Source organism: Mixta mediterraneensis (assembly GCF_030283135.1).
Lineage (GTDB): Bacteria > Pseudomonadota > Gammaproteobacteria > Enterobacterales > Enterobacteriaceae > Pantoea > Pantoea mediterraneensis.
Map to the genome: position 1 here is coordinate 96,867 of NZ_JASUAZ010000001.1, position 21,984 is coordinate 118,850.

Here is a 21,984-nt window from a genome sequence, read left to right on the forward strand (position 1 = left end):
TGCAAAATGGCAAAGATTAAAGGTCAGGTTAAGTGGTTCAACGAGTCTAAAGGTTTTGGTTTCATTACTCCTGCTGACGGTAGCAAAGATGTGTTCGTACACTTCTCTGCTATCCAGGGCAATGGCTTCAAAACTCTGGCCGAAGGCCAAAGCGTTGAGTTCGAAATTCAGGACGGCCAGAAAGGCCCAGCTGCAGTTAACGTAACTGCTATCTAATTTCGTTCACTGACTCGGTGCCTTGCACCCTGACACGAATCTTAAAGCCCTGGCTATCTGGCCGGGGCTTTCTTTATGCTTTCGATGCGGCAGGGTTCAGAGTACACTTCGGCGCGTCATTTTCTTCCGGAGTGTTTCATGTCGTTGATTTGTCCGTTATGTCATCTTCCCCTTATGCTTGTCGATCGCAGCTGGCGTTGTGACAATCATCATCAATTCGATCAGGCGAAAGAAGGCTACGTCAATTTGTTGCCCGTTCAACATAAAAATTCACGTGAGCCGGGCGACAGTGCGGAGATGATGCAGGCGCGGCGCGAATTTCTCCAGGCAGGGCATTATCAGCCGTTACGCGATCGGGTGGTGGAATTGCTTGCTGAGCATCTTGTGCAGAAGGATGCGCGTCTGCTGGATATAGGTTGTGGCGAAGGCTATTACACGGCGGCGATGGCTGCGAATTTTACCCAGGGGCAGATTTATGGTCTCGACGTGGCAAAAATGGCGATTCGTCTGGCCGCCAGACGTTACCGCGATATTCTTTTTTGCGTAGCATCCAGTCAACGCTTACCGTTTGCCGACGCCTCGTTAGAGGGTGTAGTCAGAATTTACGCGCCGTGTAATGAAGCTGAGCTGGCCAGGGTAATAAAACCCGGTGGAATAGTCCTCACGGTGACTCCGGGCGCATATCATTTACAGCAGCTTAAAGCGTTAATTTATCGTGAAGTGGCGCTGCATGCGCCGGAAGAAAAAGTCTATGCGAACTTCCGGCAAATAGGGCAACATTCGCTGCGTTATGATATGACGTTAACCGGAGATGAAGCGGCTAAATTATTGCAAATGACGCCATTTGCATGGCGCGCGCGGGAAGATGTGTGGCAGATATTAAAACAAAGCCAGCAATTTGCCTGTGACGCTGATTTTAGCCTGACGCTGTGGCAGCGTGACTAGCACGCCTCGACTAACGTATTGTAAATACGCTCCAGATCGTCAAGCTGCTGCACGGCAATCAACAGGCGACGCTGTTCAAGTTGCATCACCAGAATACCGTCTTCAGAAAGATTCATGTGCTGAATACGGCGGTAATCAATCCATACGCCCGCATAAAACAGCCCGTTATTTTTCATCAGTAGCTTCGGTTTGCGCAGCCAGAATAGCCACAAGGCTAAGAAGCTCAGCACCAGCAACAGCGTGGTGGTCAGCTGTGGACCTTGATGCGAGACATTATTCCAGAGCAGGATTAACAGCAAGCCGATAAAAATCAGACTGTCGATTTTGTGCCGACGGCGAAGCGAAACGCACAGACGCGTTGGGCCATTACGACGGGGTAAAATAGCTTCATCATAGATGGCAAAAACCACCAGCGCCGCGATACACAGCGTGATGATGGTGTCAGTCAGTGACATATGTCTTCCTCAGGCGGTGCATTATTTCAGCCTTTTGTTTCGTTAAAACGTCGGGCGCTAAAGCCCCCGACGTTTCAATATTTACAGACCTAAGAAACCGATCCAATAACCCAGGATACCGATAACAAAGAAACCCACGATAATCCACAGCGCGTTCACTTTACGGCGTAACAGCCACATACAGGCGAAGGTCAGCAGCAATGGCACCACGCCAGGCATCAGCTGATCAAGGATGGACTGGACGGTAGTGACCGTGGTTTTCCCGGTCTGGTCAGTAATTCGTGACACCACCAGCGGGATATTCACATGCGTCCACTTATTCACCAGCGCGCCCATGACAAACAGGCCGAGAATCGACGCGCCCTCCGTCAGTTTTTGCAGGAAGCCACCGCCCATATCGCTGACAATATCAATCCCTTTGCGATAGCCATAGGCCACGCCGTAATAACGGGTCAGCAGGCGTACCAGGTTAAAGAGTATAAAGAACAACAGCGGCCCCAGCAGGCTGCCACTCATGGCGATACCGGCGCCTAAGGCGGCGAATACCGGGCGCACCGTGCCCCAGAAAATCGGATCGCCCACGCCAGCCAGAGGCCCCATCAAACCGACTTTGATGCCGTTGATTGCACCATCATCAATCGCTGCGCCGTTAGCGCGTTGTTCTTCCATTGCCATGGTGACGCCCAAAACTGGCGCGGCAACATAAGGATGAGTATTAAAAAACTCAAGGTGACGTTTGATTGCTTGTTTACGATCGTCATTATTCTCTGGATAAAGACGACGTATCACCGGCACCATTGAAAAACAGAAGCCAAGTGCCTGCATACGTTCGAAATTCCATGAACCCTGAAACAGATTTGAGCGCATAAATACTGCGCGAACATCACCTGGCGTCAGTTTTTTTTCAATCTTTGTAATATCTACCATGTTGTCACCTGCTCTTAATCAAGTTCGTTATCAAGGTCGTTAGCTGACGGGCCCGCCGCAGGCGCACCGGCCACGCGGTTATATTTAGGACTGAGCTGGATATACAGCACTGCCATCACGACACCTATTACGCCCAGCGCAACCAGATTGAAGTTGGTGAAAGCCGCAGTAACGAAGCCCAGATAAAAGAACGGCATCAGGTAGCCTGCGCGCATCATATTGATGACCATCGCATAACCGACTACTACGATCATGCCACCGGCGATGTTCAGGCCATTGGTAACCACTTCAGGGATTGAGTTGAGCAGCGAGTGAACCGCGCTGGTTCCGACAGAAATAGCGACAATCAACGCAGGGATCGCAATACGCATCGCTTGTAGCAGCAGCGCCGAGACGTGAATCCAGGAAAGAGCAGTCAGGTTACCTTTTTCAGCCGCTTTATCGGCAGCATGCTGGAAGGCGACAGTAATCGTTCGCACAATAATTGTCAGCACCTGTCCGGCCGCTGCCAGTGGGATTGCCAGCGCGATACCTGCACCCACGCTTTGACCTCCGGCAATAACCAGAATGGTCGAGATAATTGAGGCGAGGGCGGCATCAGGCGCAACGGCGGCACCAATATTCATCCAGCCCAGCGCAATCATCTCCAGCGTACCGCCGATGATAATCCCGGTTTTCATATCACCCAGTACCGCACCAACTAAGGTACAAGCGACCAGCGGACGGTGAAACTGGAATTCATCAAGAATCGATCCCATGCCAGCAATGCAGGCGACGATAAATATTAAAACAATTTGTAGCGTGGATATTTCCATCATACTTCTTGTCCTCAGCAGGATAGCGAAAATGAGCCCGCTTACGCAGGCACAGATGGCGGTAAATTACGCATTAACCTTCGCAATCAAATCCATCATGTTCAATTTCGGGTCGTTGGAGACTTTACGCACTTCGAGTTCAATATTGCGTTCATTCAGTTTTCGAAAAGCAGCGATGTCCTTGTCATCTACCGATACTGCGTTATTTACCTGCGTTTTGCCCTGACGGAACGCCATACCACCAATATTGACGGATTTAACATCAACTCCTTGTTCAACGATGCGCAACACATCGGTGGGATTGGTGAACAGCAACATAACGCGATCCTGCCCGTATTTCGGGTTATTCCATACGCGCACCATTTTATCGACATCGACAACATGGGCCGTTACGCCCGGCGGTGCAACCTGCGTCAACAGGGTTTTGCGCACGTGATCGTTGGCTACTTCGTCACTTACGACAATAATGCGTGACACGTTGGTTTCTTTGGTCCAGCGAGTAGCAACCTGACCATGGATTAAACGGTCATCGATGCGAACCAGGCCTATCTTCATATGCTCACCAGGTGCCATCGGTTTTTGCGCCTGTGCAGCAGCAGGGGCGGCCTTAGCGGGTGCGGGAGCTGCCTCTTCCTCTTTGGTTTTCAGGGCTTTTACACCTTCCCGGCCAGTTTCAACTGCGATGGCGACCAGTTCTTCGAAGCCCGGATCATCATCGCGCGCCATAAGCGTCTCGACCAACATCGGAATATTAACCCCGGCGATAACTTCATAATTTTCTTTGTCGACCACGATGCGGCTGGCGGCATTAAATGGGCTGCCGCCCCAGGTATCAACCAGGAACAGCACACCTTTTGCGGTATCTAATTCCGCCAGACGCGCCTGATATTTCTCAATAAGTGTTTCTGCATTTTCGCCAGGCACGAAGTCGATCCATCCGACGTTTTCCTGCTCTCCCAACAGCATTTCTGCGGTTTTAAGCAGTTGTTCGGCTGCCCAGCCGTGTGTACCAATTACAATCGCAATGGTCACGTGCTACCTCCGTTCGCTAGAGAGGTTCATCTGAAGTTAATGAACCGTTAAGAGTTATCGCTTCGGTTACTAAAAAATTAACGTAGCCAGATCATCTGGATACGATGGGTAATTCATCGGTTATCGGTTTATGGGCGATAAGTTCGCGATTTATTTTAGTGATCGAAAAAATAAATTATGTGATGTTTGTCAGCTATTCGGTGCGTAGCGTCAGCGATTTAATTTTTTTGTACGCTTATGCCCCTGTGTTGCTCATTGTAAATGTAAGAAAATTTTTTGACGCCCTTATGCTAACTGGTACATTAACGATCTGTTTATAACTCAGGAGTAACGGGCATCAGCCCACCCTTATGGATCGTCATCGACGTCGTTTAACCTGTTCTTTGCGCCTGCTGGCGCGTCATCTCACGCCTGACGGTGTTTTCACTGCTTATCCCAATGCTGCTTTGCCACACTTCACGGTGCGGGCACGATTTCGTTCAGTCTGTTCCTTATTCAGGAGTCATTAATGGAACTTCTATTCGACCCCTCGATCTGGGCGGGTTTATTAACGCTTGTCGTGTTGGAAATTGTTTTAGGCATCGATAATCTGGTCTTTATCGCCATCCTGGCTGATAAGCTGCCACCGAAGCAGCGTGATAAAGCGCGCCTGATCGGTTTGTCACTGGCGCTGGTGATGCGTCTGGGGCTGCTTTCACTGATATCCTGGATGGTGACGCTAACACGCCCTCTGTTTAGCGTAGGTGGCTTCAGCTTTGCCGGGCGAGATTTGATTTTGCTGGCGGGAGGGATCTTCCTGTTATTTAAAGCCACAATGGAGTTACATGAACGGTTAGAAAATCGTCCGCTTGATGGGTCAGGCAATCGTGGCTACGCCAGTTTCTGGGCAGTTGTGACGCAAATTGTGGTGCTGGATGCGGTGTTCTCACTTGATGCGGTCATTACGGCTGTCGGTATGGTGAACCATCTACCGGTGATGATGACCGCTGTCGTGATTGCGATGGGTATAATGCTGCTGGCGTCAAAGCCGCTGACTAACTTTGTTAACGCCCATCCCACCGTCGTTGTGCTGTGTCTGAGCTTCCTGTTGATGATCGGTTTGTCGCTGGTGGCAGAAGGCTTTGGCTTCCATATTCCTAAAGGTTACCTGTATGCCGCGATTGGCTTCTCGATTCTGATTGAATTGTTTAACCAGATTGCGCGTCGCAATTTCATTCGTCATCAGTCACATCGACCGCTGCGTGAGCGTACCGCAGAGGCTATTTTGCGTCTGATGGGGGGGCGAAACCGTACGCAGGCGGCAACCAGCGAAGAGTCATCCTTAACGGAAGCCATGCCGCAGGAAGCGTTTAAAGATGAAGAGCGTTATATGATTAACGGCGTATTGACGCTGGCATCACGCTCAGTTCGCAGCATAATGACGCCACGCGGTGACATTTCCTGGGTTGATGCAAACCGTCCGCTGGATGAAATTCGCATTCAACTCCTTGATACGCCTCACAGTCTGTTTCCGGTATGTCGCGGCGAACTGGATGAAATCGTTGGCGTGGTGCGTGCCAAAGAGTTGTTGGTGGCACTGGAACATGGCATGGACGTTGCCACCTTTGCTGCCAGCACGCCTGCCATTGTGGTGCCAGAAACGCTGGATCCTATCAACCTGCTGGGCGTGTTGCGCCGAGCCAAGGGAAGTTTTGTCATTATCACCAATGAGTTCGGCGTGGTTCAGGGCTTAATCACACCACTGGACGTGCTGGAAGCCATTGCCGGGGAATTCCCGGATGAGGACGAGACACCCGATATTATTGCGGATGGTGATGGCTGGCTGGTAAAGGGCGGTACGGATTTGCATTCATTACAGCAGTTACTCGATTTTCATGAGCTGGTCGATCCAGAAGAGGATCATGCCTCGCTGGCGGGTTTATTGATTGCTCAGAAAGGCCAGTTGCCGCTACCGGGAGAAGTGATTGATATTGAACCGCTTCACTTCCAGATTATCGAAGCAACTGATTATCGCGTTGACCTGGTCCGCGTGACCAAAGACAAACCGCATGAAGATGAGGAAGATGGCGCATAAATGGCGCTAAGGTGAATGAAAGCGCACCCTTCAACGGTGCGCTGCTTGTGCCGAAAAAGGCGAATCAGGCTTCAATATCCGTCTTATGCTGATTCAGCCATGCCGGAAAATCTCCCAGCGGCATGGGACGCGCATAGAAATAGCCTTGCAGATGATCGACACCGCGCTCGCGCAGATAAGCCGCCTGTTCTGCTGTCTCGACCCCTTCAGCAACCAAACTAATATTCAGCCGCTGTGCCAGTGAAATAACCATATCCGTCACGGTGGCGTTAATTGCATCGGTGCCAATAGCGGCGGTAAAAATTTTATCGATTTTAAGCACATCTGGTTGTAAATCTTTCAGATATGACAATGAACTGTGCCCGGTGCCGAAATCATCAATCGCCAGTCTGACGCCAATTTCATGTAGCTGAGAAATAACCGACTGATCGACGACCGGTAAAGCATCCCGCTCGGTTAATTCCACCACTAACTTAGGAACCGGATTGGCTGGCCACCAAAGTTTATGGAGATCGTCCAAAATAGCCTGATCGCGAAAGTGGCTGGCCGCGACATTAACCGCAATATGGAATGACGGGCAGCGCGGAAGCTGGGGTAGATGGGCCACAGCCTGATTAAACACAAAGCGGGTAAGAGGGGCGATTAAGTTTTGGCGTTCGGCCAGCGGGATAAACACATCTGGCGCAATCCAGCCCTGTCGTGCATTGTGCCAGCGTAACAGCAGCTCAATGCCATCACATTCACCGGTTTTGGCATTGATCAGCGGCTGGCAATACACCATAAATTCATTGGCGGTGATGCCGTAACTAATTTGCCAGCTCAGGCTCATGCGGTTGGCGGTGGCAAGCCAAACGATATAACCCATCAGCAGGCTCAACAACAGTGCCAGCGGCAGCTGGGAGGGCAACGTTGCCAGCGCCAGCCGTGACGGTGATGGACCATAAAGCGTGATAGTAAACGGGTAACGTAACGAAGCCTTGTTATAACTCACCTCGTCGTCTGAAGGCACGGTGGGTTCTATCAGCGGATTGCCATATTCCAGGCTTTCGCCATTTACATTAAGAATTGCCCGTTCAACCCAGGGTAATTGCGGTTCAAGCAGATAATTACTCATCAACTCTATATTAACGACCTGCAAAATGCCCGAACGGTTATCCAGGCTTTTTGGCGTCCAGAGCAGCAAAACCGGCGAGCCTTGCAATAAATAGGTATCAACCGACAAAATCATGCGCTGATGGTTAAGCGCTATTTCAGGATAGGTCTGGCTAAAGGAAATATGTCGCGGGCCGTAAATACTGGAACAATAGATGGTATCGTTTTTTACCAGCAGCATGGCGCGCACGGTTTGTAAGGCTGAAATTTTTTCGATCAGCGGGAAGCGCATCGCCTGGCAGGGAACGCCCACCAGGCCCAGGGCATTGTTAGCGGAAACATCCAGTGGCGAGAACATCCGATCAAAACGCATAATGGCGTTATCCGCAAAATTGAGCGCCTGATGTTGAATACGTGACTTTTCTTCAAAAAAACGGAAAGCCAGCGTCAGGATAAGCACGATAATGGCGATCACTAACGCAATAAATAAACGTTTGCGTCTGAACTGTCCAACAAATTGCTGGGCCATAAGCATCAGTAACCACCTTCCCAAAAACAAGAAAAAGCCAATGTAACGAGTGATTATCGGCACGACACGGTCCAGATTTAGGCCGTGCTTCTGAAAAAAAGCGGCACTAAAAAACAGCGCGACCCTAAGATCGCGCGGAAAATCACTCTACAGAATTCTGTGAGGCTGAGATAGCGTAGGATGCGGATTTTAATACGATTGCACGTTATTTGATCAGCTCACGCTGCGCTTAAATTAGTCACACTGAACTTTAATTGCCAGGCCGCCGCGTGAAGTTTCGCGATACTTCGCGTTCATGTCTTTACCGGTTTCGTACATCGTCTCAATGACTTTATCGAGCGAGACGCGCGGTTCGCTGGTACGACGTAATGCCATGCGCGCCGCATTAATGGCTTTCACCGAGGCGATCGCATTGCGCTCAATGCAGGGAACCTGGACCTGACCCGCAACCGGATCGCAGGTTAAACCCAGGTTATGCTCCATGCCAATTTCCGCCGCGACACACACCTGTTCGGGACTGCCGCCCAATAGTTCTGCCAGACCCGCTGCCGCCATGGAGCAGGCGACGCCGACTTCACCCTGACATCCCACTTCTGCACCTGAAATAGACGCGTTCATTTTATACAGCACGCCAATGGCACCGGACGCCAAAAAATAGCGGATAAAAATATCCGGCGTGACGGTTTCAATAAAATGGTCGTAGTAGGCTAACACGGCAGGCACAATCCCGCAGGCGCCGTTAGTTGGCGCGGTAACCACCCGTCCACCGGCCGCATTCTCTTCATTGACCGCCAGCGCAAACATATTCACCCAGTCGATCACGTTCATCGGATCGTTAGAATGTTTCGTTGAGGAAACTAAAAGGCGACGCAGCGATGCGGCGCGACGTGGTACCCGCAGCGGACCGGGCAATACGCCTTCGGTATTTAAACCCCGGTCGATACAAGCCTGCATCGTTTGCCAAATGGTTGTGAAGTAAGCATAGATTTCGTCCCGCGAATGCAAAGCCAACTCATTTTTCATCACTAAACCAGAAAGTGATAAGCCGGTTTCACGGCAATGCGCGAGCAAATCTTTGGCAGAGTGAAAAGGCCAGGGAACCGAAACTTCATCTAATGCAGATTGACCAAAATGTTCTTCATCAACAATGAAGCCGCCGCCCACCGAATAATAGGTTTTAGACAGAATCAATAAATCGCCCGTAAACGCTAATAAACGCATACCATTTTCATGCAGCGAGAGGTTATCGCTGCGAAATACCATGCCGCCTTCACGTGGGAAATCGACTTCATGCGCGCCTTTAGCCAGCAACAGACGTTCACGTTGCCCGACGTCTTTGATGAATGCAGGAATAGCGTCAATATCCACGCTTTCCGGTGATTCGCCCGCGAGTCCCATAATAATGGCAATATCAGTATGGTGACCTTTACCGGTCAATGACAGCGAGCCGTAAACATCAACCGCAATTCGCGTCACTTGATGCAGTTTTCCCTGTTCGGCTAACAGATCCACGAACTGTTTCCCTGCTTTCATTGGGCCGACAGTGTGAGAGCTGGATGGACCAATGCCCACTTTAAACATGTCGAAAACGCTAATCATCAGTGACACTCCTCACAAATTATTCTAAGCCTGCCGTCGCAGTTAATGGCGCTAATAGTAACCATCCCAAAAGGGAAGTGAGCATGTTTTCGCATGAAATAAACTAATAAAAAGGACGAGAAAAAATTATAGCGCGGGGCCAGATTACAGGCGCGTTAAGGAAATACTGAGACGAAAACTGGGCGCTATAAGGCGATCTGCTGACTGAGCGCGCGGATAATCCCTGCAGTCATGCCCCAGACTAAATATTTTTCGTATAAAGACAACCAGACAGGGTGCCGGATACCAGCGCGGTGGATCTCTAAAGAAGCATAGCGGCTAAGCTGTAGCGCTTCGGCGAGCGGCATTTCAAAGGCGCTTTGCACCTCATCAAAATTGAGGCGCAGCGGTAGGGTAGGAGGGATGATGCCCACAACAGGCGTGACCTGAAAACCGGTACTGCTCGTTACCGCAGGCAAACGACCAAGGATCTCAACATGCTGTGGAGCGATGCCGACTTCTTCATGCGCTTCGCGCAGTGCGGTAATGATCAGGGATTGATCGCTGGCGTCCTGCATACCGCCAGGAAAAGCAACCTGGCCGGCATGTTTACGCAACGCATGAGATCGCTGCGTTAATAACAGGCCGGGTTCATCGCGCGCTATAATCGGCACTAACACTGCGGCATGACGCCCCGCCAGCGGCTGTGTGTGTTGTAGCGGCTGGTGTAACAGAAACCGGCTGCGAAAGGCATCAAGCGTCAGCGACGGCGTCATTTACACACCTTTGTCCAGGGCGGGCAAAATGCGGCTCACCTTATGAAAAGTTTCCTGATATTCCGCGTGAAGTTCGCTATCCGCCACTAAGCCGCCGCCTGCGGAGCAATAAAGCTGCTGGTTTTCAGCAATCAACGTGCGAATGGTGATACTGGTATCCATGCGCCCACACAGGCTAAGATACCCAATACTCCCGCACCAGGCATTGCGGCGCTGCGGTTCGAGTTCATCAATAATTTGCATCGCCCGGATTTTCGGCGCCCCCGTAATTGATCCCCCTGGAAAGCAGGCGCGTAATAAATCTGTGGCATGCAAAGCCCTGGGTAAGGTGGCCCGGATGGTGCTGACCAGATGATGTACCGCCGGAAAGGCTTCCACGACAAACAGTTCGGGCACGCTGACCGATCCCGGCAGTGCGACGCGGCCAATATCATTACGTAACAGATCGACAATCATCAGATTTTCAGCACGATCTTTTTCTGAGACCGCCAAATTTTCCGCTTGCTGGCGATCGGCCTGGGGATCGTCAAGACGGGGAAGCGTTCCTTTAATCGGGCGTGCCTCAATGACGCCTTCATCCAGCGCGAGAAAACGTTCAGGCGACACGCTAAGGATCACGCTATCAGGTAAGCGTAAAAACGCGCTAAAAGGGGCTCGATTGGCTGCACTGAGCGCGCAAAAAGCCTGCCATTCATCGCCCTGATAACCCGCCTGAAAGCGTTGAGCCAGATTGACCTGATAACAATCTCCCGCCTGGATATAAGCCTGTACGGCATGAAAACGCTGCGCATATTCATCGAAACTCAGGTTGGACTGCCAGCCGTGGGTAAGCGAAAAGGGAGGGGCGATACGCGCCGGCCAGCCTGCAAGCCACGCCCAGCGCGAATGCACCTCTTTCAGCGCAACCAACGTCAGACGCTGGCGATGATGGTCGGCAATTAACGCCCAGTCATAAATGCCAACGGCCATATCCGGGGTGCTGAGATCGCGCTGGGCGTTGTCTGGTAAAGGTTCAAAACGCCGACCTAAATCATAGCCAAACAGACCTAATGCGCCGCCCTGAAAAGGGAAATCGGGATGTCTGTCAGGTGAAACCCCCAGCGCAGCGCATTGCTGCTGCAGCAAAAGCAGGGGATCGTCACTGGATTCAGTAATGACATCATCCTGGCGGATCGTCGTCTGTGCGCCATGCGTCACTAATGTTACGCGTGGGTCAGCAACAAGAATATCAAAACGGTTATCGGCATGATCGGCGTTGCCTGAAGAGAGCAACATTGCCCAGCGAAGATGCGCGATACGGGCAAAACGCTGCGTTAATGCATCCGGGGTATAGTGTAAGCTGAGGGTTTCAACAATCATCGGGCAAAAGATCAAACATCAAAGTGGACATTAGACTGACATATTTTTAACTGACTGGCACCTGTTTGTTCCACATGGAATAATGTCAGCCCAACAGCAGGAGTAGAAGATGTTTACAGGCTTACCAGCACTTTCTCATGAACAGCAACAGCAGGCTGTCGAGCGGATACAAGAACTGATGGCGGGCGGCATGTCCAGCGGAGAGGCGATTACTCAGGTCGCGCAGGAAATTCGTCAAACCCATACCGGCGAGCAAATCCGGGCGCGCTTCGAAGAAGATGAAGATGACGAAGCCTGACGCCCGGCGCGCGGCTTAGCGAGCTGCGATAATTTTGATTTCTACTTTGTATTTCGGGTTCATTAGGCCTGCCTGAACCGTACAGCGAACCGGGGCGTTACCAGGAGAAACCCATGCGTCCCACGCGCGGTTCATGGCTGCAAAAGCGGCTTTATCGACCAGAAAAATGGTTGCATCAAGGATTTTGCTTTTATCACTACCAACACGCGTTAACAGCGCGTCAATCACCGCTAAGGCATTTGCGGTCTGCGCTTCGGCATCTTCATCCAGATTTTCCGGTACGCTGGTGTAATAAATGGTGTCGTTGTAAATCACCGCTTCAGACATGCGGTGTTCTACTGGTTCAATTCTCATAATTTGACTGGACATTTCAATACCTTAATCATCGTTTGTTCCACGCGTTAAATCGATGTGGAGCATAGTTGGGGCAGTTGGGGTAAAAATATCATCAAACAACGTCGCGTGCAGTGACAAATGGCCTGATGACAAGTGGACGTATCGCCTCATACTATTGATACTCTGCCCTTTCTCGTTTTCTGAAGACGGAAGAGAGGGACGCCAGCCCTAATCCTCTGCGCTGCCCACGTATGGCGCAGGTCGTGAAATCTGAAATTCCCGCTCGCCTTAACGCAGCCTTTCATTCTGTATTGGCGTTGCTGTTAATCAGGTGCGTGACGTTTTACCATTATCGTATTTCACGCTTTTGGTTACTCACGAAGGTACAATAAAGCAACTAATGTCTTCTTTTCGCAACGCCCAGGGTAGTAAAGGTATTGCGGATGTGTAGAGGCATAATCGTCGATTTAATACATAATCCCGCCAGCAATGCAGCGTAAAATCGTTCGAAATAATCCTGTAAGCCAGTGACTTAAATGTCGCGCATAGTTAATTAAAGTCACATTTTATTGCCTGTCAATCATGCAGCAGGAAGAGGTAACGCGTTGTTTTATAGGGTTTTGCTTTGTAAGCGCAATACTGACATAATTACAGTGTTTTTGCCGTTCTTTGAGAGGATATGTGGCGGACGATTTTGCAGTTGATGGTGCGCTGGCGCAGGCGCTAGCCGGTTTCAAACCGCGTGAAGCGCAGCGTGAAATGGCGCAGGCAGTAGCAGAAGCCGTAAAAGATCATGGCGAACTGGTGGTTGAAGCGGGAACCGGTACGGGTAAAACCTACGCTTATTTAGCGCCAGCATTACGGGCCGGGAAAAAAGTGATTGTTTCAACCGGTTCGAAAGCGTTGCAGGATCAACTTTATGGTCGCGACTTGCCTACGATTGCGAAAGCGCTTCAGTTCAAGGGCAAAACAGCTTTATTAAAAGGGCGCTCCAACTATTTATGCCTGGAACGTCTTGAACAGCAATCAATGGCGGGCGGCGATCTTACCGCGCAGGCGCTCAGCGATCTTGTCACGTTACGCGGCTGGTCATCCCAAACCGCTGACGGCGACATCAGTACCTGCGGCGGCGTCACCGAAGACAGCCCGATCTGGCCGCTGGTCACCAGCACTAACGACAATTGTCTCGGCAGCGATTGCCCGCTGTTTAAAGACTGTTTTGTCGTTAAAGCGCGTAAGCGCGCCATGGATGCCGATGTGGTGGTGGTAAACCATCATCTGTTTCTCGCCGACTTAGTGGTTAAAGAAAGCGGTTTCGCTGAGTTAATTCCCGAAGCAGACGTCATGATTTTCGACGAAGCCCATCAGCTTCCCGATATTGCCAGTCAGTATTTTGGTCAACAACTTTCCAGCCGCCAGCTTTTAGACCTTGCCAAAGATATTATCATCGCGTATCGCACCGAAGTGCGCGATGTGCAGCAACTGCAAAAATCAGCCGACCGTCTGGCTCAATGTGCGCAGGATTTTCGTTTATCGCTCGGTGAGCCAGGCTATCGCGGCAATCTGCGCGACCTGCTCACTGACACCAGCATCATGCGTATGTTTACCTTACTGGATGACGCGCTGGAGTTGTGTTACGACGTGAGCAAAATGTCGCTGGGGCGTTCCGCCTTGCTGGATGCCGCTTTTGAACGGGCGGCGCTGTATCGCAGTCGGTTAAAACGCTTACGTGCCATCAACGAACCGGGCCTCAGCTACTGGTATGAATGTACCTCGCGTCATTTTACCCTGGCGCTCACGCCTCTTTCGGTGGCGGAACGTTTTCGCGAGGTGATGGATAACCGCAAGGCCGCGTGGATTTTTACGTCTGCAACGCTGGCGGTAAATGAAAAAATGGATCACTTTGCCGATCGTCTGGGCGTGAGTCAGGCAAAAAGTTTGATCCTCACCAGCCCCTTTGATTTTTCTCAGCAGGCGTTGCTCTGCGTGCCGCGTAATTTGCCGGAGCCCAATCGCCCTGGGGGCGCCCGTCGGCTGGCTCAGATGATGAAACCCCTGATCGACGCCAATAAAGGCCGCTGCTTTTTTCTTTGTACGTCACATTTGATGATGCGTGAACTGGCGGCTGAATTTCGTGCCTCAATGACATTGCCGGTATTGCTTCAGGGGGAAACCAGTAAAGGTCAGTTGTTAAAACAATTTATCGAGAAGGGCAACGCCTTACTGGTGGCGACCAGCAGTTTCTGGGAAGGCGTCGATGTGCGCGGGGATGCGCTGTCGTTGGTTATTATTGATAAATTACCGTTTACCTCGCCGGAAGACCCACTGCTAAAAGCGCGGATGGAAGATTGTCGTATCCGTGGCGGTGATCCATTTGTTGATGTGCAGTTACCTGATGCGGTCATTACCCTTAAACAGGGCGTAGGGCGTTTAATCCGTGATACCGGCGACCGCGGAGTGTTAGTGATTTGCGATCAACGTCTGGTGTCGCGTCCTTATGGCGCGTTGTTTCTTAACAGTTTGCCGCCTACGCCACGCACCCGTGATATTGAGCGTGCTATCACATTTATTCGCCAGCAACCGGTTGAGTAATTTTATGCTAAGATGCGCGCCGTTTTTGAATCTTTAGAGGTGGTTATGTCTGCCCGAATTTTAGCGCTGGACACAGCAACGGAAGCCTGTTCAGCCGCTTTGCTAAACCAGCAGCAAATAGACGCGCGCTTTGAAATCGCGCCACGCGATCACACTCAGCGTATTTTACCGCTGATTGAAGAGTTGCTGCTGGCGCAGCAGCTTGATTTGACCGAACTTGATGCGCTGGCCTTTGGTCGCGGTCCGGGCAGTTTTACCGGTGTGCGTATCGGCATTGGTATCGCGCAGGGTTTAGCGCTGGGAGCCGCGTTGCCGATGATTGGTATTTCAACGCTGGCTACGCTGGCGCAGGGTGCCTGGCGTCAGCATGGCGCGCGACGTGTGCTGGCGGCGATTGATGCGCGTATGGGTGAAGTTTACTGGGCCGAATATCAGCGTGATGAGAAAGGCAACTGGCACGGAGAAGCAAGCGAAAGCGTACTTTCACCGGATGCCGTGCTGGCACGCATGCAGAAGCTGGAAGGGGAGTGGAGCATGGCTGGCACCGGCTGGCAGGCTTATCCTGAATTGCAGCAAGGCCACGCCTTACAGCTTAGGGCCAGCGATGTATTGCTGCCCGCCGCGCAAGATATGCTGCCACTCGCGCAACAGGCGTTTGAACAGGGCAATACCGTCGCACCGGAACAGGCTGAACCGACCTATTTGCGTAATGAAGTCGCCTGGAAAAAATTACCGGGGCGATAAACGCAACGCAACTTATTGTTATGCGTCCAGTCTAATCAAATATTATCTGGAGATCGCCTATGTCAATTTGTCGTAAAAGCCTGTCAGGTTTATTACTGACCTGTACATTGATTTTGAGTGGTTGTGTTTCAGTACCGGACAGTATTAAAGGAAGTTCGGCGCTGCCGCAGCAAGATTTGCTACGCGTAATGAACGATCCGGCCATCTACACCGGTCAGGAGGCGCGTTTTGGCGGTAAAGTAGTGAATGTCACCAATTTAAATGGCAAAACCCGTCTTGAGGTGGCAGCCCAGCCGCTGGATGACGGTGCGCGGCCACGACCTGGCGCGGCATCGGTTGGGCGCATCTACGCCGATATTCATGGCTTCGTCGATCCGGTTGACATAAACAATCAATTCGTTACCGTTTTAGGCACGATTAAAGGCACCGAAGCGGGAATGATCGGCCAGGCCAAGTATAAGTTTGTGGTTATTGATGTGCGTGGTTATCAGCGCTGGCATCTGGTTAAACAGGTAACATCGCCACCGCAACTTATTGATCCGTGGATTTGGTACGGGCCAACGCGTCATCGCCCCGGCTACTGGGGGCCGAACCCTTACTGGGGCATGTACAACAGCGGTCCTGCGCAGGTGGAAACCATTCTGACAGAATAGGGTTTGGTTAACGAGTTAGCCCGGTCGCGGCGCACGCAACCGGGCTTTTTTATTGTGCTTTTTTACCGGCACGAAATTTAGTGATGAACTTCGCAACCTCTAAAAGCCAAAATACGCAAACTGGTACAATCAGTTAAAATATTGTTAACAAACCAGATGGCGAGGCGGCGATGGAGATACAATATGATTATCGGGGTGAGTCCTTGAATAAGGTTTGGCTAAAACGCTACCCGGCAGATGTACCTGCTGAAATTAGTGCAGATCGTTATACCTCATTAGTTGATCTGTTTGAGCAAGCGGCAAAGCGTTACGCCGAACAACCCGCCTTTTGGAATATGGGTCAAAAGATGACCTATCGCCAGCTGGAACAAAAAAGTCGTGCGTTTGCTGCCTATTTACAAAAGGCGTTGCACCTCAGGCCCGGCGACCGTGTTGCGCTTATGATGCCAAATCTGCTGCAATATCCGGTGGCACTGTTTGGTGTGCTGCGAGCGGGCATGGTGGTGGTTAATGTGAGTCCACTTTATACCCCGCGGGAGCTTAAACATCAGCTCAACGATAGCGGGGCCAGCGCTATCGTAATCGTATCTAACTTTGCTCATACGCTGGAAAAAGTGGTGGCGGAGACGGCGGTTAAACACATTATTCTGACGCGTATGGGGGATCAACTGGCCCCCGTAAAAGCCGCCTTGGTGAACCTTGTCGTTAAATATATTAAGCGCCTGGTTCCTGACTACCATCTACCGGGCGCGCGCGCTTTTCGTCATGTATTGCGGCAGGGCGCTAAGCTGGGTTATCAGCGTCCCGAGGTGAGCAATGATGACATTGCCTTCCTGCAATATACCGGCGGCACCACCGGCGTAGCGAAGGGCGCGATGCTGACGCATCGTAATATGCAGGCTAACCTTGAACAGACCCGCGCGACCTACGGTAAAGTCCTGCGCGATGGCGAAGAGTGTGTGGTAACCGCGCTGCCGCTTTATCATATCTTCGCCCTGACTGTGAATGGCCTGCTGTTCCTTGAACTGGGCGGCCAAAACTTGCTAATCACTAATCCTCGCGATATTCCCGGCTTCGTGAAAGAAATGGCTAAATTCCCTTTCACCGCCATTACTGGCGTCAATACGTTATTTAATGCGCTGTTAAACGATGCCAACTTCAACAAACTCGATTTCTCAACGCTGCGTCTGTCTGCGGGCGGCGGCATGGCGGTTCAGAAAGCGGTGGCCGAACGCTGGGAGAAACTTACCGGCCATTATTTACTGGAAGGTTATGGTCTGACGGAGTGTTCACCGCTGGTTTCGGTGAATCCTTATGATATTAGCTGCCATACCGGCAGCATTGGACTGCCGGTGCCTTCAACGGATGTGCGGGTAATTGATGATGCGGGCAATGACGTCCCGCCGGGAGAGCCGGGTGAACTGTGCATTCGTGGGCCGCAGGTGATGTCTGGTTACTGGCGGCATCCTGAAGCCACCGACGAAGTGCTTAAAAATGGCTGGCTCCGCAGCGGTGATATTGTTACCGTTGACCAGGAAGGATTTATCCGCATTGTCGATCGTAAAAAAGATATGATCCTGGTCTCCGGTTTTAACGTTTACCTTAACGAAATTGAAGACGTACTGATGCAGCATCCCAAAGTGCGTGAAGCTGCGGCAATTGGTGTACCCAGTGATTTATCCGGGGAAGCAGTGAAAGTCTGTGTGGTGAAAAAGGATCCCTCCTTAACCAAAGAAGAACTACTTGATCACTGTCGTCGCCAGCTAACCGGCTACAAGGTACCCAAAATTATTGAGTTTCGTGAAGAGTTGCCTAAGACGAATGTTGGCAAAATCCTACGCCGCGAGCTGCGCGATGAGGCCAAACCCAGCATCAGTTAAGCCTCGACAAGATTACAGGTTGAACGCCGGCGATGATGTCCGGCGTTTTTATTGCTTTTAACATGGAGCATCGCGCGTTGTTTGCTGCGGTGAAAAAATGAACGTGAACTATTCCCTGATTGACCAGGATGATCAACTGGCTGAAGTATGCCAAAAAGCGCGCCAGTACGCCGCTGTGGCACTTGATACTGAGTTTGTCCGCACGCGCACCTATTACCCACAACTGGGCCTGATTCAGCTGTTTGACGGCGAGCAGCTGATCCTGATCGATCCTCTGAAAATCAGTGACTGGTCTGCCTTTATCGATTTGCTCACCGACACCAGGGTTATCAAATTTCTGCATGCGGGTGGCGAAGATCTTGAAGTATTCCTGCATCGTTTTGGTGTCTTGCCACAGCCAATGATTGATACGCAAATACTTGCCGCTTTTTCGGGGCAGCCACTGTCGTGGGGTTTTGCGTCAATGGTGGCGCACTTCACGCAGGTTGAACTGGATAAGAGCGAAGCCCGTACCGACTGGCTGGCGCGTCCTCTGACTGAACGGCAATGCACCTATGCCGCCGCGGATGTGCATTATCTGTTGCCCATCGCTCATCAGCTAATGACGCTGACCGCCGAAGCCGGAAACATGGCTGCCGCGCTCAGCGAATGTGAAAATCTCTGCCAGCGCCGACTCGATACGCTGGCACCAGAAGAAGCCTGGCGCGATATAACGAATGCATGGCAACTGCGACCACGCCAGCTGGCGGCCCTACAACGTCTGGCTGCATGGCGTCTGAAAACCGCGCGTGAAAAAGACATGGCCGTGAATTTCGTGGTGCGCGAAGAGAACCTGTGGAAGGTGGCGCGGTTTATGCCGGGTTCGTTAGGCGAACTGGATCAGCTGGGTTTGTCCGGCCATGAAATTCGTTTTCATGGTAAGAGGCTGATTGCACTGGTTGCGGAGGCGCAGGCAGTGGATGAAGGGGGGTTACCACAGCCGCTGGGTAATCTTATCGATCAGCCGCAGTATAAGCAGGTCTTTAAGGCCATAAAAGCGTTGGTGCAACAGGTGAGTGAGCAAACCGGATTTAGCCAGGAACTGTTAGCATCTCGTCGACAAATTAATCAGGTGTTGAGTCAACACTGGGGATTGAAGCCACAGCATCGCGCCCCCGAACTGTTAACGGGATGGCGAGGCGAGGTTTTGAAACCGGGGATCGACAGCATTTTATCTGAGGTGTAATCCCTAAAAGTTCCCCTGCAACAGCGCAGGGGAAATTCAGGAAACGGTTGGCGTCATTTAGTCACTTCTTCCGTTTCCGGTAACGTGACGTTCAGCTCCAGAATCGAGATGTCATCCCCTTTCTGATCGAGTTGTACCGTTACCATTTCTGGATCGATCTTCACATATTTGCAAATCACTTCCAGAATATCGCGCTTAAGTTGCGGAAGATAGTGGGGCTCACTGTCGCCCCTTCTGCGTTCTGCCACGATAATTTGCAGCCTTTCCTTGGCTATATTGGCAGTGTTCTTCTTCCGGGATAAAAAGAAATCAAGTAATGCCATGGTTTATCCCCCGAACAGGCGTTTCAGGAAACCCTTCTTCTCTTCTTCAATAAAGCGGAAGGGGCGTACTTCACCGAGTAACCGTTCAACGGTATCGGCATAGGCTTTGCCAGCATCAGATTCGCTGTCGAGGATCACGGGCTCGCCCTGGTTAGAGGCGCGCAGAACAGATTGATCTTCAGGAATGACACCCACCAGCGGAATGCGCAGGATTTCCAGCACATCTTCCATGCTCAGCATGTCGCCACGACTGACGCGGCCAGGATTGTAACGGGTCAGTAGCAGGTGTTCTTTTACCGGCTCCTGACTGTTTTCAGCACGGCGAGATTTCGAAGAAATAATGCCAAGGATACGATCGGAGTCACGCACGGAAGAGACTTCCGGGTTGGTGGTAATGATCGCTTCATCGGCAAAATAAAGCGCCATTAACGCTCCCGTTTCAATACCTGCCGGCGAATCACAGACGACGAAATCAAATTCCATCGCGGTTAAGTCGTTCAGAACCTTTTCCACACCTTCACGTGTCAACGCATCTTTATCGCGCGTTTGTGAAGCGGGCAGAATATAAAGTTGCTCGGTACGTTTGTCCCGAATCAATGCCTGATTCAGCGTGGCGTCGCCCTGGATGACGTTAACAAAGTCATACACTACGCGGCGTTCACAGCCCATAATCAGATCAAGATTTCGCAGACCAATATCGAAATCGATAACAACCGTTTTTTTGCCCTTCTGCGCTAAACCGGTGGCGATGGCCGCGCTTGACGTGGTTTTACCAACGCCCCCTTTACCGGATGTAACTACAATAATGCGTGCCATAAATGATGATTTCCTTAACGAAAGAAAAGGGGCCTAATTAAGTGTCTGGATTGTGAGGACGCCATCTTGCAGACTAAGACGCGCCGCTTTACCAAAAAATTCTTGCGGGATCTGATCCATAATCCAGTATTCGCCAGCAATCGAGACCAGTTCTGCGGCCAGGTGGGTACAAAAAACCTGGCAATCGCGATCGCCACTGGCACCCGCCAGCGCACGACCCCGCATCATGCCGTAAATATGGATGTTGCCGTCGGCAACCAGTTCAGCCCCCGCGCTGACGCTGCTGGTGACAATGAGATCGGCATTGCGTGCATAGATTTGCTGACCCGAACGCACCGGCGTATTAATAATGCGGGTCTTGACCGCTACTGGCTCGGCAATAAGCGACTTCGCTTCTGGCTCTGCAGATTCGCTACGCTTTTTCCCCTCTTTGCCTTCTGCCAGGACCGGTAATCCGGCGCGGGAAATCATGCGCTTCAGCGCTTCATCTTTACAACCGCTCACGCCGACAATGCGCAAACCTGTCGCCAGCACCGCCTGTTGCAACTGTTTCCAGTTTACCTCGCCATTTAGCGCCGCAACATTCAACACCACCGGGGCGTTTTTCAGGAAATCTGGAGCCTGGTCAATCTTGTCCTGAAGAGCCTTGCGAATCACCTCTGGATCGTGGTGATGCAGATGAACGACAGACAGGGTGAAACTGCTACCTTTAAATTCGATTGGCGTTTGCGACATCTGTCCCGACTCAGTCCTGTTTTCACTACCGTTTGCTAAGTGACGATAAAATTGTCAATTTGCGAAAACGGTGAATATTCGAAGTTCTGCAAGCATGTTATAGTTACAGCTATATTCAGACAAGCCTCATTCCCGGTTAATTCGAGTAAAAAATATGTTTTGTGTGATCTACAGAAGCCCGCTACGTGACCAGACTTATCTGTATGTTGAAAAAAAAGACGATTTTTCAAAGGTGCCTGACGCGCTGCTGAAAGGCTTTGGTAAGCCCCGGCTGGCAATGGTACTAACGCTGGAAGGTCGCGAAAAACTGGCTAATGCAGACATCAATAAAGTTAAGCAAGGGTTAAGCGAACAGGGGTTTTATTTACAGCTTCCACCACCGGTCGAAAACCTGTTAAACCTTCATCTTGTAGCAGATAAAAAAGTTTAATTCAGATTCATCTGTAAATATAATTATTCGCATGCTTATTTTTTGCATAATTATATTCATTTCAGCTATTCAATATTAACGGCGGAAATTTCACGCCGTTATTCGCACTATTTTTAGCCACTGACAGCCCCTTTTCTGCGCAACTATTCGCCAT

The 21,984-nt window shown here is 51.0% G+C and carries 22 protein-coding genes; 10 read left to right on the top strand and 12 right to left on the bottom strand.

All coding sequences use genetic code 11. The features are described 5' to 3' along the window. Positions 1-6 precede the first annotated feature (6 nt). Both cspE and rlmA read left to right on the top strand, forming a co-directional pair. Positions 7-216 carry a transcription antiterminator/RNA stability regulator CspE gene (gene cspE, locus QRY16_RS00450; protein ID WP_003852684.1) on the top strand — a complete coding sequence of 70 codons (210 nt, stop codon included), beginning with the start codon at positions 7-9 and terminating at the stop codon, positions 214-216. Between the two features lie 138 nt (positions 217-354). After that, the gene (gene rlmA / locus QRY16_RS00455) at positions 355-1,161 is read left to right on the top strand and encodes a 23S rRNA (guanine(745)-N(1))-methyltransferase (RefSeq protein ID WP_289775258.1); all 807 of its coding nucleotides are present in this window, start codon (positions 355-357) and stop codon (positions 1,159-1,161) included. Here the strand turns inward: rlmA and QRY16_RS00460 are convergent. The 4 genes from QRY16_RS00460 to manX form a co-directional block, all read right to left on the bottom strand. Then, positions 1,158-1,616, bottom strand: a complete 459-nt coding sequence (locus QRY16_RS00460; RefSeq protein ID WP_289775259.1) for a DUF986 family protein — start codon at positions 1,614-1,616, stop codon at positions 1,158-1,160. The two genes, rlmA and QRY16_RS00460, sit on opposite strands and share 4 nt — an antisense overlap. Positions 1,617-1,697: 81 nt before the next feature. Beyond that, a complete protein-coding gene (locus tag QRY16_RS00465; RefSeq protein ID WP_193406640.1) occupies positions 1,698-2,543 on the bottom strand; it encodes a PTS mannose transporter subunit IID in 846 nt (281 codons plus the stop codon). Between the two features lie 14 nt (positions 2,544-2,557). Then, positions 2,558-3,358 carry a PTS mannose/fructose/sorbose transporter subunit IIC gene (locus QRY16_RS00470; protein WP_193406656.1) on the bottom strand — a complete coding sequence of 267 codons (801 nt, stop codon included), beginning with the start codon at positions 3,356-3,358 and terminating at the stop codon, positions 2,558-2,560. A 66-nt stretch (positions 3,359-3,424) separates the two neighbouring features. Beyond that, positions 3,425-4,390 carry a PTS mannose transporter subunit IIAB gene (gene manX / locus QRY16_RS00475; protein WP_193406639.1) on the bottom strand — a complete coding sequence of 322 codons (966 nt, stop codon included), beginning with the start codon at positions 4,388-4,390 and terminating at the stop codon, positions 3,425-3,427. Positions 4,391-4,898: 508 nt separating this feature from the next. On the opposite strand from manX, the gene QRY16_RS00480 reads away from it, so the two are divergent. Further along, positions 4,899-6,464 (top strand): TerC family protein, encoded by a 1,566-nt coding sequence (locus QRY16_RS00480; protein WP_289775260.1) that lies wholly within the window; start codon positions 4,899-4,901, stop codon positions 6,462-6,464. A gap of 64 nt (positions 6,465-6,528) precedes the next feature. Here QRY16_RS00480 and QRY16_RS00485 read toward each other — a convergent pair whose 3' ends face one another. The 4 genes from QRY16_RS00485 to pabB form a co-directional block, all read right to left on the bottom strand. Next, the gene (locus tag QRY16_RS00485) at positions 6,529-8,091 is read right to left on the bottom strand and encodes a cyclic di-3',5'-guanosine monophosphate phosphodiesterase PdeD (protein ID WP_289775261.1); all 1,563 of its coding nucleotides are present in this window, start codon (positions 8,089-8,091) and stop codon (positions 6,529-6,531) included. Positions 8,092-8,319: 228 nt separating this feature from the next. Then, the gene (locus tag QRY16_RS00490; protein ID WP_193406636.1) at positions 8,320-9,684 is read right to left on the bottom strand and encodes an L-serine ammonia-lyase; all 1,365 of its coding nucleotides are present in this window, start codon (positions 9,682-9,684) and stop codon (positions 8,320-8,322) included. A 185-nt stretch (positions 9,685-9,869) separates the two neighbouring features. Continuing rightward, entirely contained in the window at positions 9,870-10,439 is a 570-nt protein-coding gene (locus QRY16_RS00495; protein WP_289775262.1) for a CoA pyrophosphatase, read from the bottom strand. Next, entirely contained in the window at positions 10,440-11,798 is a 1,359-nt protein-coding gene (pabB, locus tag QRY16_RS00500; RefSeq protein ID WP_289775263.1) for an aminodeoxychorismate synthase component 1, read from the bottom strand. A 109-nt stretch (positions 11,799-11,907) separates the two neighbouring features. Here pabB and QRY16_RS00505 point away from each other — a divergent pair, with 109 nt between their 5' ends. Further along, positions 11,908-12,096, top strand: coding sequence for a YoaH family protein (locus QRY16_RS00505; protein ID WP_193406633.1), 189 nt, complete (start codon positions 11,908-11,910; stop codon positions 12,094-12,096). 15 nt (positions 12,097-12,111) lie between these two features. Here QRY16_RS00505 and QRY16_RS00510 read toward each other — a convergent pair whose 3' ends face one another. Next, positions 12,112-12,465 (bottom strand): RidA family protein, encoded by a 354-nt coding sequence (locus QRY16_RS00510; RefSeq protein ID WP_289775264.1) that lies wholly within the window; start codon positions 12,463-12,465, stop codon positions 12,112-12,114. A gap of 648 nt (positions 12,466-13,113) precedes the next feature. Here QRY16_RS00510 and QRY16_RS00520 point away from each other — a divergent pair. The 5 genes from QRY16_RS00520 to rnd all read left to right on the top strand — a co-directional run bounded on the left by QRY16_RS00520 (position 13,114) and on the right by rnd (position 19,526). After that, positions 13,114-15,024 carry a DNA repair helicase YoaA gene (locus QRY16_RS00520; protein WP_289775265.1) on the top strand — a complete coding sequence of 637 codons (1,911 nt, stop codon included), beginning with the start codon at positions 13,114-13,116 and terminating at the stop codon, positions 15,022-15,024. A 45-nt stretch (positions 15,025-15,069) separates the two neighbouring features. Further along, positions 15,070-15,768 (top strand): tRNA (adenosine(37)-N6)-threonylcarbamoyltransferase complex dimerization subunit type 1 TsaB, encoded by a 699-nt coding sequence (tsaB, locus tag QRY16_RS00525; RefSeq protein ID WP_193406630.1) that lies wholly within the window; start codon positions 15,070-15,072, stop codon positions 15,766-15,768. Between the two features lie 59 nt (positions 15,769-15,827). After that, the gene (locus QRY16_RS00530) at positions 15,828-16,421 is read left to right on the top strand and encodes a Slp/YeaY family lipoprotein (protein ID WP_289775266.1); all 594 of its coding nucleotides are present in this window, start codon (positions 15,828-15,830) and stop codon (positions 16,419-16,421) included. Positions 16,422-16,624: 203 nt separating this feature from the next. Continuing rightward, positions 16,625-18,301, top strand: a complete 1,677-nt coding sequence (gene fadD / locus QRY16_RS00535; protein WP_289775267.1) for a long-chain-fatty-acid--CoA ligase FadD — start codon at positions 16,625-16,627, stop codon at positions 18,299-18,301. Positions 18,302-18,404: 103 nt separating this feature from the next. After that, entirely contained in the window at positions 18,405-19,526 is a 1,122-nt protein-coding gene (rnd, locus tag QRY16_RS00540) for a ribonuclease D (RefSeq protein WP_193406655.1), read from the top strand. 53 nt (positions 19,527-19,579) lie between these two features. Here the strand turns inward: rnd and minE are convergent, their stop codons facing one another. The 3 genes from minE to minC are packed head-to-tail and all read right to left on the bottom strand — an operon-like array spanning position 19,580 to position 21,400. Next, the gene (gene minE, locus QRY16_RS00545) at positions 19,580-19,849 is read right to left on the bottom strand and encodes a cell division topological specificity factor MinE (protein WP_031374622.1); all 270 of its coding nucleotides are present in this window, start codon (positions 19,847-19,849) and stop codon (positions 19,580-19,582) included. Positions 19,850-19,852: 3 nt separating this feature from the next. Next, complete coding sequence (minD, locus tag QRY16_RS00550) at positions 19,853-20,665, bottom strand: septum site-determining protein MinD (RefSeq protein WP_193406626.1); 813 nt, start codon at positions 20,663-20,665, stop codon at positions 19,853-19,855. 33 nt (positions 20,666-20,698) lie between these two features. Further along, positions 20,699-21,400 (bottom strand): septum site-determining protein MinC, encoded by a 702-nt coding sequence (gene minC / locus QRY16_RS00555; RefSeq protein WP_289775268.1) that lies wholly within the window; start codon positions 21,398-21,400, stop codon positions 20,699-20,701. Between the two features lie 154 nt (positions 21,401-21,554). Between minC and QRY16_RS00560 the strand changes: the two genes are divergently transcribed. Continuing rightward, positions 21,555-21,830 carry a YcgL domain-containing protein gene (locus tag QRY16_RS00560; RefSeq protein ID WP_193406624.1) on the top strand — a complete coding sequence of 92 codons (276 nt, stop codon included), beginning with the start codon at positions 21,555-21,557 and terminating at the stop codon, positions 21,828-21,830. Positions 21,831-21,984 lie beyond the last annotated feature (154 nt).